The organism is Desulfolithobacter sp. (assembly GCF_054025815.1).
Genome location: NZ_JBPMMS010000015.1, coordinates 1 through 12,067, shown reverse-complemented (window position 1 = coordinate 12,067; position 12,067 = coordinate 1). Strand labels below are relative to the sequence as shown.

11 protein-coding genes are annotated in these 12,067 nt (G+C 54.1%); 6 read left to right on the top strand and 5 right to left on the bottom strand.

Annotated features, from left to right (window positions below; translation table 11 throughout):
- The first annotated feature begins 40 nt into the window (after positions 1 to 40).
- From ACXJJY_RS04220 to tatC, 3 genes are all read left to right on the top strand, one after another.
- Positions 41 to 397, top strand: a complete 357-nt coding sequence (locus ACXJJY_RS04220; protein ID WP_456385460.1) for a nitrous oxide-stimulated promoter family protein — start codon at positions 41 to 43, stop codon at positions 395 to 397.
- Positions 398 to 634: 237 nt separating this feature from the next.
- Positions 635 to 1,138: a Sec-independent protein translocase protein TatB gene (gene tatB, locus ACXJJY_RS04215; protein ID WP_456385459.1), complete on the top strand. Its 504-nt coding sequence runs from the start codon at positions 635 to 637 to the stop codon at positions 1,136 to 1,138.
- Positions 1,135 to 1,857, top strand: coding sequence for a twin-arginine translocase subunit TatC (gene tatC / locus ACXJJY_RS04210; RefSeq protein ID WP_456385458.1), 723 nt, complete (start codon positions 1,135 to 1,137; stop codon positions 1,855 to 1,857). The genes tatB and tatC overlap by 4 nt, the downstream gene beginning before the upstream one ends.
- Positions 1,858 to 1,880: 23 nt before the next feature.
- On the opposite strand, the gene ACXJJY_RS04205 is transcribed toward tatC, so the two are convergent.
- The 5 genes from ACXJJY_RS04205 to ACXJJY_RS04185 form a co-directional block, all read right to left on the bottom strand.
- On the bottom strand, positions 1,881 to 3,089 hold the full coding sequence (locus ACXJJY_RS04205; protein ID WP_456385457.1) for a tetratricopeptide repeat protein: 1,209 nt from the start codon (positions 3,087 to 3,089) through the stop codon (positions 1,881 to 1,883).
- Between the two features lie 49 nt (positions 3,090 to 3,138).
- On the bottom strand, positions 3,139 to 4,164 hold the full coding sequence (locus ACXJJY_RS04200) for a radical SAM protein (protein WP_456385456.1): 1,026 nt from the start codon (positions 4,162 to 4,164) through the stop codon (positions 3,139 to 3,141).
- Positions 4,161 to 4,652: a nucleoside deaminase gene (locus ACXJJY_RS04195; RefSeq protein WP_456385455.1), complete on the bottom strand. Its 492-nt coding sequence runs from the start codon at positions 4,650 to 4,652 to the stop codon at positions 4,161 to 4,163. Before ACXJJY_RS04195 ends, ACXJJY_RS04200 begins: the two co-directional genes overlap by 4 nt.
- Positions 4,653 to 4,711: 59 nt before the next feature.
- A complete protein-coding gene (locus tag ACXJJY_RS04190) occupies positions 4,712 to 6,883 on the bottom strand; it encodes a PAS domain S-box protein (RefSeq protein WP_456385454.1) in 2,172 nt (723 codons plus the stop codon).
- 268 nt (positions 6,884 to 7,151) lie between these two features.
- A complete protein-coding gene (locus ACXJJY_RS04185) occupies positions 7,152 to 7,904 on the bottom strand; it encodes a substrate-binding periplasmic protein (protein WP_456385453.1) in 753 nt (250 codons plus the stop codon).
- 338 nt (positions 7,905 to 8,242) lie between these two features.
- Here ACXJJY_RS04185 and ACXJJY_RS04180 point away from each other — a divergent pair, with 338 nt between their 5' ends.
- From ACXJJY_RS04180 to ACXJJY_RS04170, 3 genes are all read left to right on the top strand, one after another.
- A complete protein-coding gene (locus tag ACXJJY_RS04180) occupies positions 8,243 to 8,593 on the top strand; it encodes a hypothetical protein (RefSeq protein WP_456385452.1) in 351 nt (116 codons plus the stop codon).
- Positions 8,594 to 8,905: 312 nt separating this feature from the next.
- The gene (locus ACXJJY_RS04175; RefSeq protein ID WP_456385451.1) at positions 8,906 to 10,018 is read left to right on the top strand and encodes a sensor histidine kinase; all 1,113 of its coding nucleotides are present in this window, start codon (positions 8,906 to 8,908) and stop codon (positions 10,016 to 10,018) included.
- Positions 10,015 to 11,814: a sigma 54-interacting transcriptional regulator gene (locus ACXJJY_RS04170; protein ID WP_456385450.1), complete on the top strand. Its 1,800-nt coding sequence runs from the start codon at positions 10,015 to 10,017 to the stop codon at positions 11,812 to 11,814. Before ACXJJY_RS04175 ends, ACXJJY_RS04170 begins: the two co-directional genes overlap by 4 nt.
- Positions 11,815 to 12,067 lie beyond the last annotated feature (253 nt).

Below are 12,067 nucleotides of genomic sequence, written 5' to 3'. Positions count from 1 at the left end.
TACTGATACCGGAAACGACCCATGAAATACGAGGCTGACAGTGACAAGACAATTCCGTTCAAGACGAATGCAGCGCGAGGCCCGAACCGTGGAAGTGATGATCCGCCACTTTTGCCGTGATAAACACGGGAGTGGTCAGGAGGGGTTGTGCGACCAGTGCCGGAAACTGCTTGACTACGCCTTTCTGCGTCTTAAGCACTGTCCTTTCCAGGAAGGAAAGACAACCTGCGGCAAGTGTCCGATACATTGCTACAAGCCGGGAATGCGACAGAAAATCCAGGAAGTCATGCGCTATGTGGGGCCACGGATGATGCTCACCAACCCACTGATAGCCCTGGGACACGCCCTGGACGGGCTCCGCAGAAAACCGGTAAAAAGGCGCTCCTCAGCTCCTTGACACCGGTAGGTAAATCCCGTACAGTGTGCCAGGTATGGATTGGACTCTTCTCAGAGTCTGCTTCCGGACCGATTTTCCCTTGCAGCACCGTGGCTCTCGCCCGGCCCTGTTACCTTGACCGTCATGACCGGCTCCTGAAACCGGGGTCCGGCTCAAACAAAACGTACGCTTCCACAGAGAAGACGGAAGCTGTTCCAGGCGATGGCCCTGACCTCTGACTTCTGAATCCGGATAGATATGTTTGGCATCGGACTTCCTGAAATGATCGTGATCCTGGCAGTGGCCCTCATCGTGGTGGGGCCTGACAAGCTGCCGGACCTGGCCCGGTCCCTTGCCAAGGGGGTCTTTGAGCTGAAAAAGACCATGAATGAAGTTAAGGCGAGCCTGACCGAGGAAAGCGAGGTGCTGGGGGAAGTCCACGGCGAATTGAAAAAAACCACCGCCGAGCTGCAGGAGCAGTTGCTTGACAACGAGACCCAAACCTGGAAACGTCCTGAACCGGAAACCCCGAAGGCGGAAGATGTGGAAGTAATCGACCTTCAGCCGGTGGAACAACGGCCCTGGGAAGCCGATGCCCTGACCCCGCCCGGTGACGCGCCAGTGAAGGACAAGGCGGACGTCGACGCGGGAGATCAGCAGGGTCCCGACAGTGAACCCGCGGCCAGGGAGCCTGAAATCGCCGCTGACATGCCCCGGCAACGCAACAAAGCAGACAAAACCACCCCTGACCAACCTGCATGATCGCAGCGCTCGAACATTTCGCCCCCCACCACAGGGAGTTGCGCCAGCGACTCATCCGTTGCTTTCTGGCCATCGGCGTCACCACGGTGATCAGCTATCTCTTCATAGACGAACTGGCCGGTTTCTGCATGCAGCCTCTCTTTCATGCCTACCCCGACCTCCAGCGGCTGGTCTACACCAAACTGACCGAAGCCTTTATATCCTATCTCAAGCTGTCCTTCATGGTCGGCCTGCTGTTCAGCTCGCCGGTGATCCTCTATCAACTGTGGATGTTTGTGGCCCCTGGATTGCTGGACCATGAAAGACGTATCGCCCGCCAGGTCATCATCTGGGCCACCATGCTCTTTGTCATAGGCGGACTGTTCGCCTATTTTGTCGTGCTGCCGCGCACCCTGATTTTTTTCATGAGTTATGCCGGAGACAACCTCCAGCCCATGCCCAAACTGGGACTTTACCTCACCTTTGTCGCCCGGATGGTCATGGCCTTTGGCATCGCCTTCGAGATTCCTTTTCTGATGGTCATGGCCGCCCGAACCGGGCTGGTGCCAAGGGAACATTTCAAGGCCAAACGCAAATATTTCTACCTCGCCATCGTCATCCTGTCCTTCCTTCTCACCGCTGGCGAGCCGACTGCCACGGTCCTGCTCGCCTTTCCGCTTTTCGGCCTCTATGAAGCCGGAATCATGGCAGGAAAAGTTTTTGGCAAAAACAAAAAATAAAAAAACTCTGGTAAACCGTACTGTTACCCCCTCCTGATCAGGCCAAACACATTGCCACGGATCCACTGGTGCCGCTCCTTGCGGGTGGGGACATCTTCCCGGCAGGCCACTGTCCACCCGGTCTGTTCGCCGACTTTTCTGATATACTCGGGATGATAGGCATAACGGCCACTTGGCTGTAGTTTCCACTCCCCTTTCTCCAGGTACTCGGTGGAAAAAAGGAACAGACCACCGGGCCGGGCCCGGCCCGCCAGAACCTGAAAAAACTCATCCAGAGCACCCATGTAGATGAGAACATCGGCGGCCAGAAAAAGATCGTAGCAGACATCCACGGACCGGAGGTACTCGACGATATCCCCCACATGAAGATGCTGATATATCCTTTTTTTGCGGGCCATCACTATCATTTTCTCCGAAAGATCAATCCCGTCCAGACGGGAACAGACTCCCTGGAACGCCATACCGGCAAGGCCGGTGCCGCAGCCAAGGTCCAGACCAAGCTCATAGTGGCTCCGGCGCCCATCAAAGCGGTCAAACACCGCCCTCATTTTCAGCGGCAGGTCATAGCCCAGATCCAGCACCAGATGCTGTTCGAAATTATCCGAATACTGGTCAAAAAGATCCCGGACATACTCCCTGGGCGCGGATCCGGGATTATCGCCACTGAGTGCCCCGAACATGTGCCGGGCTGAGGGATGATCTGGCTGCAACTTAAGGAGCAGACCATACAGCTTCCGGGCCTCCTCGAAATGGCCGTGAAGATGCTTCAGATAGGCCAGGTTATTGAGGCCGGAGACATGATCCGGCTTCAGCTCTATCAGGTGTTCATAAACATCCATGGCCAGTGACATCTGATCGCTGTCCTTGTAACAGCAGGCCAGGTTGTACAAGACCTCTGCATCCTTCGGATGCAGAGCCAGCGCCTTGAGATAGGCCTCTTCGGCCCGGGAAAACTCATGGCACTGTTTCAAAGCCAGGCCCAGGTTATACCAGGAGTCCACATCCTCCCGATTCAGCTCCACCGCCCGGTGAAAGGCTTCGGCCGCCTCCCGGTACAGCTCAAGTTCATAGCGCGCCAGACCCAGGTTGTAGTACACAGGCGCGGCCTGCGGTATCATTCCAAGCAGTTGTTCGTAGAGGTCGGCAGCGGAGGCACAGTCTCCTGCCTGGTGCAGGTCCACTGCCCGGCGGTACAACTCTTCCAGATCAATGGCTTCGCTTGGTGTATTCATGGATGGACAGTCGGTATGGGTTGAATGGCGATTTTGGCAACAATCAGGGTCAGACACAGGGTTCCATTTCCTGCTTGAGCAGACAACAGGAGATACGATGCCTGGGTCGTCCGTCCGGAAGGTAGTCTATGTTATCGGGTTGCAGGAGTTTATTCATCACGCACCCTTCTGGAATATTGAGAGTAAAAAAACGGTCTTCATTGAGGCCATGGCGGCGGATCAGCCGGTCGTCTTCAATACACATGGAATGGACCGGATAATCTTCGCACAATGGACAGCGATAGACCCGGCCGTTGGGGAAGATGAAAAAATTTTCCGCCACCAGGCCAGCACACTCGAAACCTTCCTCCGGGTCGAGGTAAACCTTGGGAAAGGTGACATGTATCCCCAATCGTGCGGCATGGGCGGCAACTTCCGGCACCACGGTCAACCATTGCCGGGGATCCACCTGCCAGCCAGTGGTCGGGTCAGGAGCGCCGGTGGCAGGCTTACCCCGCAGACCGATCACCTGAATAAAAAACCGCTGAACCCCGAGGGAAGCCAGCAGTTCAGGCATCCGGTGCAGGTGTTCGATATTGAGAGCGGAAACCGTATAGATCACACTGGTACGAAACCCTTTTAGACCGGCTTTCTGCAGATTTTCCGTGCAGGTGGCAAAGACACCCTCACCACGGATCGGGTCGTTGATCGACGGATCCGGTCCATCGAGACTGAAACTGAGAAAATCCAGCTCGTCGGGTGCCACCCGCTCGAGCAGGTCGTGGAACAGGAAACCGTTGGAGTCCACGGTCACTGCAAAACGCATCATCTTGGCCGCCCGGATAATCGAGGCCAGCTCCGGATGCATGGTAGGCTCGCCGCCAAGCAAAACAAGATTGGTCTCCTGTGCCGGACGGGCAAAGAGTTTAAGCCAGGTAACGGCCTGGTCCCGACCCAACATGGCGGTTCCATGCTGGGATAAATTGATATAGCAGTGACAGCAGGAAAGGTTGCAGGCGGTGAGCAGGTGCAGAAAAACGTTGCGCTCCCCTGGCTTGAACTGCACCGTCCTGGCTCTGGGTTCAATGATCATCATCGTTCCTCGCTGAATTGCGAAAGGGTATAACTGGCCAGGAAGCTGCCCTGCCAGTAATCGTGCTCCTTGAAAAATTGCTGAAAAAGGGCCATGCTCTCGGCCCGCAGTATTCCGGGAACAAGCTCCACCTTCATTGCGGCATAGAGTGGCGGCAAATGGTTGAGCTCCAGACAGGTCCCGCCGCCCATCACATCCTCATACCCCCAGACAAAACGCCGGATACCGGAGAGCAGCATGGTGGCATAACACATGAGACAAGGCTCCATGGTACTGTAAAGAGTGACCCGGCCAAGGTCGATGTCCGGTTTTTTCTCAAGCAACCGCCGCAGGGTGACCACCTCGGCATGGTCGATCTCATTGCGTCTCTCGCCCCGGCTGTTGCGACGATGTCCACGGGCCAGGACATTGTCGTCTGTCACCAGTACGCAGCCCACCGGGAATTCACCCTCGGCCAGGGCGACACCGGCCTCATCAAGGGCCAGTTTCATGTAATCTGTATCCCGTGGATGCGGTTGAAAGCGACGCGGTCCCTGTATGTTTAGTTTGTTCATGAATCGTGGTTGGTTCTGGTCCGGTCCGACAGCGGCAGGGTTACGGTAAAGATTGTCCCCTGCCCCGGCCGAGACGTAAAACTGATATCACCGCCATGTTCCTTGACAATACTGTACGACACGGCCAGGCCCAGACCAATGCCTTCGACTTCAGACTTGGTACTGAAAAAGGGCTCAAAGATCTCGCGGTCATAACGGGGGTCAATACCAATCCCGGTATCAGAAATCGAGACTTCGATCATGTCCTGGCCATGCCAGGCCGTAGCCACTCTCAAGGTGCCACCCACATCGGTCATGGCATCCATGGCGTTCATAACCAGGTTGACAAAAACCTGGATCATCTGATCTTCGACAACGAAAACCTCGGGCAGGTCCGGGGCGTAATGTTTCTCCACCTTGACGCCGCTGGTCTTTATATACTTGCCGTGAAACAGCAGTACCTTATCAAGGACCTCATGAATGGCAACTGATTTTCTCAGCCCGCTGGACGGCCGGTTGAACTGCTTAAGATCGCGAATCAGAGTTTTAAGCCGATCGCACTCGGCCAGTGCCAGTTCCATGAGCTGGCGCTGGTTGGAATCAAGATTGGTGGCCTGGAGGATATCCTTTATGGCAAATCGGATCCCGAGCAGGGGATTGCCGAACTCATGGGCCACCGACGCCGAAAGTCGACCGATGGCCTCCATCTTCTGGGCATGGTTGAGCTGATCCTTCAGTTCCATCTCCCGGGTCACATTCCTGGCCAGGTAAACAATCCGGTTGATGGAGCCATTATCACTGCGGATCGGTGCCACCACGGCCTCGACCTGGAGCACCTGGCCCTGCCTGGTTCGAATTTGAAAAAAACCATGCCAGAAACGTCCACCCAGTACTTGCCGCCGCATCTGCCGATACAGATCCCGGTTCTCCGCGTCATTGCCAAGAAAATAGAGCCGCCGCCCCACCACAGCCTCGCTCTCGTATCCCACCACCCGTTCAAACCATGGATTGACATATTCGACCAGCCCTTTCCGGTCCGCAACCACGACAAAAAGAGGGGCATACCGGACCGCGGCGCTCAAGAGCCTGGCCTCCTGCTGCAGCTTCACCTGTTCGCTGATATCAGCCAGAAAGACCACCGCTCCGGTACAGGAGGATCCGGAAAAAACAGGATAGGATCGAAGTGAAATAAAAATCGAGGAGCCATCCTGCCGTTGAAGCTGACAGTCATTGTCGGCACAGGAGTGTTTCTCGGCAATGGCCCGGAACACCAGTTCCTCAAGGGGATCTTTGTCCGACTCTCCAGCATAACCACAGCGCAGGATAGAACGTATATCCTTTCCCAGGACATCCTCCTGGTTCCTGACGCCGGAAATTTCAACAAAGGCTTTATTCACAAACACACAGATGCCCTGTTGGTTGATACCGACAATCCCCTCCTCGGTGGCATCAAAAAAGAGTCTTAGCCGCTCCTCGCTCTGACGAAGCGAGGTGTATGTCCTGTAGCTGCGTTCCTGCATGGAATTCATCATGGAAACCATCTGATCCAGCTCATCGGGATGCTTGCTGGTTTTCCGGTCCAGACGCAGAGGGGGGACAGGGCGGTGTATCTGAAGATTTTGAAGATGCTCCACCATATGAGAGAGATGGCGGGTAACCAGACGCTGAAAGAGGATGATGACAAAGGCGGCGACCAGAAAGGTTTTCAGGCCATTGGTGGCCAGGATGACAATAACCCGGCGAACCAGACGGCTGTAGACATTATCGAGGCTGGCGGCGACCTTGAGACTGCCGATAATCTCTTGCCGACCATGCTGGACATACCTGAGAGGATACGTCCGGACCACGGTGCGCCTTCCACCAGGTTGGCCATGAACCCAACGAGGTTTTCCATCCATGATGATCACGGCATAGACAATGTCAGGTCCCTGGCTGATGGCATCGAGCTGCAGCAGAACCTGAGTATCGTCCATGACCCAGACGCTCTGCGCAATACCGCGGAGATACCCCTGCTCTATCTGGTCAAAATATCGATTGATGCCTGAAATATCCTGGCGATAGTCCAGGAAAAGCTGCAGTCCTGTCCCGAGCACGGTGATAACCGAGCTGCACAGGATAATGTAAATGATAAGCTGCCGGGCAATCCGGTCAGGTTTGAAGATTCCGTAAATGGAGAATCGTGATAGCAAGGGTTGTCTTGAAGATTTTTTTTGTGATTACCGTCAAAATTCAGAAAAAGGCCAAACCGACACAGATTATATCGCAAATCTTACAGAGACAGAAAAAAACACCTCTCACAGGTATCCCTGACAAATAGTTGCAAGAGCAAGGCAAGGTTATCCTTTTCCGCACCAGTACTGAGTTCCGATGGTAATCAAAAATTTAAAAAAACATGAGGCAGGATTCCAGCAGGAACAGGATATGCAGGGCACTATGGGTCAACTGGGAACAGGACTGTCACCTTTGCATAAAAGCGTCGATAGTCTTTCGAATGAAATCGAAATCATCCTGCTGCAGCTTATCATTGGCCTCCCGGAGCCGCTGAACAACGACATCGTCAGTATCAATGTTTGCCGCAAGGTAGTAACCTTTTTCGCTCATCAGCAGGACCGGCTCGAGCACATCTGGAGAAATCCCCTCTGCCTTGAGGGCATTGAAGATGGTGTACTCATTGCCGGTTATGAGGTCGGCGCGGCCACTGAGAAATACCCGCATCTGTGCTTTCTTGTTCTTGGTGATGATCAACTCATGGCCGTCCTCGAAACCAAGGGCCTGAAGCTTCTGGGTCAGGGCATAGCCGAGGATCACAGCGGTGGTGTATTGCTTGAGATCATCCACACTGTTAATGACAATGTCTCGGCGGTCCCTGAACTTGTAGAGCATTGTCCGCTTGGAAAGAATAGGACCTATCCACTTGAAGAGCTTTTCACGCCGGGGGGTACGGTTGATGGTATAAATAAAGGTGCCCGGATTTTTCAGGACCATATGATAGGCCCGTTTCCAGGGATAAATCTCTATTCTCGGATCCATGCCGGCCCGGCGGAATATTTCCCGTACTATTTCCGTGGCAATGCCGGTGACCCGGTTGTTTTCGAGGTAATGAACCGGAGGCAGGTCTTCGGTGTAGACGGTATACGTTTCGCCGCGGCAAACGGAGGCCAGCATAACAAGACCCATCAGCACCGGAAGCCAACGCGAAAACAGCACCATGAATGCTCCGTAATCCATCCTTCAGGACAGCAGAAACCGCGACATCGTCACGTCGCCCAATCATCAACCAACAACCCATAATGTCGACTAAAACGTATGCAGTTCTATACCATATACCACTCCGTCACGCCAGTATCTTCTACGGAAACAACCTACACTGCCAGGGTTTTCCGGCAAGTCGCACCCTCTTCCTCCTGCTGCGGGCGCAGGAAGGAAATGGCCTGGCCGGTGGCCCGACCGTTGTGATTTGACCCCCAAAAAAAAATCTACCATCCTGTCCCAGGTATGCTATAGACGCAAAAACATGTCGATGACAAACCACTCAAAGGAATGAACCGATGGAAGACTTCAAAGAACAATGGACTCTGCAGACGGCAATGGAAATCCTTCAGCATCCGACCGTTGACTCCAGGACTTGGGCCGAAGCCGTGGAATGGCTGCTGCTCCATGGTCCACCCGAGATACGCCAGCTGCTGCAGCAGGCGGCAGGCCATGCCACAGCAGAATGTTTTCCTGAGCTGAAGCCGGAAGGATTCACCGCCGATGGCGAACCCTGTTATAATATTTCCGCGGTGGCCAGGACCCTGGGCATCAGCGAGGAAGAAGCGGCAAGAGTTATTACGGAAAAAGAGAGGCAACACGGTGTACGACAGCTCTTTGAACGCAGCGAGACCAGAAAACTTCAATGATCCCCCTGACAGGCACAAACGGTCTGACATTCATGCTTTTGCCTTTCAACACAATGTGGTAATTTGAAAAAATCGGACAACGATCTGAGTTCAAAAAATAAAAAAATAAATACTTTTCTGATTACCTCCGAAACTCAGCATCAGTGAAGAAAAGGACAACACCGCTGAATCCAGAGAAAAGCACATGCCAAAGAGCAGCAGTGAGAGAATCAGTCTTGTCCGGCAGCTCTGTCGATATGCGAGTTATCTTCCTGATCAGCCATTTTCTGAAATTGGATGGTCATCACAAAAACTTACCGAGGTCTGTAATACATGGAGAAAGGCTGGGACCAAATCTGCGAGACACTTGAATATCCCCTGTTCATTGTCAGGCCAGACGGGATCATCACTGCTGCCAACCAGGCTGCTGCAAAGGCCTCCCGCAGACCACTTGAGGAAATCATCAACAAGGGAATCTGCTATATCATTCATGGAGGCCGCCTGCCCCATATCCGCTGCCCCCTGGAAGAATTCCTTCTGACCGCCAAGACGTCCAGAATTATGGAGACCCGGCTTCCGGGGCTCTTCGGCGATTACCTGCTCTCTATTGCACCATCCCTGGACGAAAACGGTGACGTTTCCTCCTTTCTCCTTATCGCCAGGGAGCTGTCCGGAGAAGAAGCCCGCAAGGTGGAGTATTACCGAACCGCTCAGCTGGCATCTATTGGCGAGCTGGCTGCCGGGGTTGCCCATGAGGTGAACAATCCCATCAACGGCATCATAAACTTTGCCCAGCTCCTGCTCGACGAGGCTGAAAACCCCGAGGAAAAGGAGATTCTTGGCCGCATTGTCCGGGAGGGCGAACGCATCGCCTCCATCACCTCCAAGCTGCTCTCCTTTGCCCGCACAGGAGGCAGCGAACGGGAGCCCCTGAATATCAAGGACGTCCTGGACAACTGCCTTGCCCTTATCCAGCACCAACTGAAAAAGGATTCTATTGCAATTTCAACAAGATACGAAGACAACCTGCCCGATATTATCGGTAACAGCCAGAAACTGCAGCAGGTTTTCTTCAACCTTCTCAGCAACAGCCGCTATGCGCTGAATCAGCGCTACTCCAGCCCCTCACCGGACAAAAAAATCACTATCAAATGTGCTACGGTTACAAATGAACTTGGCATCTTTGTCCGGGTCACCATCAAAGACCTGGGCACCGGTATCCCTCAGGGTCTTCTCGACAGAATCATACTTCCCTTCTTCACCACCAAGCCGGCAGGGGACGGGACCGGTCTCGGCCTCAGCATCAGCCATGGTATCATAAGAGACCATGAAGGAACCCTGCGAATTGACTCTGTCCTGCACCAGTATACCACTGTAACGGTTGACCTGCCGGTGGCCGCCAGCCTCCATAGAGCGCTTCAACAGGAGGATAACGATACAACATGATTGACAACGACAAGAAGCTGGCCCACATCCTCATTGTTGACGATGAGGAATCCATCCGGATGACCTTTGAAATCTTTCTGACCCGGGCTGGATACCAGAATATCTCCACAGCCACCAATATCCGTGAAGCCCTGGCTGCAGTGAAAAAACAGAAACCAGACCTGGTCATCAGCGATATTGTCCTGGTTGGAGAGAGCGGCACCGAACTGCTAAGCCGGTTGAGGAAAATGAACATCAACTGCCCGGTGGTCATGGTTACCGGTTTTCCCAACCTGGAATCAGCGGCCAAGGCGGTCCGCCTGGGTGCCTTTGATTATATCCCCAAACCGGTCAACAAGGACACCTTGCTCCACTTTACCCGCCAGGCCCTCAACCACCGATGGCTGCAGAAAGAAAAAGAAAGACTCATTACTGAAAACGAACAGTACCGCAAGTACCTGGAAGCGGTTTTCCGCTCTGTCCAGGATTGCATGGTTACCGTTGATACGGAACTCAATATCGTTCAGGTCAATGACACGGCCAGGAAATGCATGCTTGCAGCAGCACCCGACGGCAAACTGCCGACCAGCTTGTACGGAGTGACAGGGCCACTTGGAAAAGCCTGTCTGGAGGACGCAAAAAGGGTTCTTGAAACCAGGAAAGAGGTTCGTGAACACCGGATCGAATGCCAGCTCCATGATGGAGAACACAAAGTCCTGAGCCTCAACGCCGCACCAATACAGCCCAATGGTCATTCCTTTACAGGCATCGTCCTTGTTGCGCGCGACATCACCAACACTCCCCCACCGGATCACGGCAAGCAACGTGATTCATTTCATGGCTACGTTGGCCACAGCCAGGCCATGCAGGAGGTGTACAACCTGATTGAAAACGTAGGGCGTGTGGATACCACAGTGCTCATTACCGGAGAGTCTGGTACCGGCAAGGAGCTGGCTGCCGAAGCGCTGCATGCGGAAAGTCTTCGCCGCGACAAACCCTTGATCAAAGTCGACTGCGCATCGATCCCCGAGGATATCCTTGAGAGCGAACTCTTTGGCCACCGCAGAGGCGCGTTCACCGGGGCGGAAAAAAACCGCCAGGGCCGGATCCTCCAGGCCGAAGGCGGCACTCTGTTTCTGGATGAGATTGGCGATATCTCTCCCCGCATGCAACTGAGACTTCTGAGGTTTCTCCAGGAACGAACGTTCTACCCCGTGGGCCAGGACCAGCCGATCCAGGTTGATGTGCGGGTTATAGCCGCGACCAATGCCGACCTGCGGGAAAAAGTCGCCAGGGGCGAGTTCCGCGAGGACCTCTATTATCGCCTTCGCGTTATCGAGATCAACCTGCCCCCCCTGCGAGCCAGAAAAGAGGGGATTCCCATGCTGGCCAACCACTTCCTCAAAAGTTTCCAGGAAAAACTGGGCCACAATATCAGTGGCATTTCAGACCAGGCCATGGAGGCCCTGGTGCATTATTCCTGGCCCGGAAATGTACGCGAGCTCAAACACGTAATCGAGCGTGGCTGCGTCCTCTGTACCGGTGAGACCATGGCGCTGGAACACCTGCCCTCAGAAATCCGTAACAATGAGGCCTCACTGCCTCTTGCCTCCCTGGAAGAACCACCCGCAACACTCTCAGTGCAAAAGCAGCACCCCGCCTCCCCGGGGGATGCCACAACTCCAGCGAGGCCTGAAGAAAAAATCAGGGCTGCGCTCAAGCAGGCAGGAGGCAACAAGTCCAAGGCTGCCCGCCTGCTTGGCATCGACCGTTCCACCCTCTATCGAAGAATGCGGCGCTACAACATCAGCGACTAACGCAACACAACTGTAGCATGCGACACAGCAACAGTGTTGCATGCTACAGTTGTGTTGCGCACCATGCGCAACACCCCCGCGCCACATCCATACCGACCCTACGCCATTCATCCACAGCCTCTAAAAAAATTACACTACGGTTTCAAATAGTTACCAGCGAGACACATTAAAAAATCCTCTCTGCCTGCAATCTGGCCCCCCGCTTGCAATATAAGGGGCAAACGCAACACACTGACAACCTATGGAAAGACGG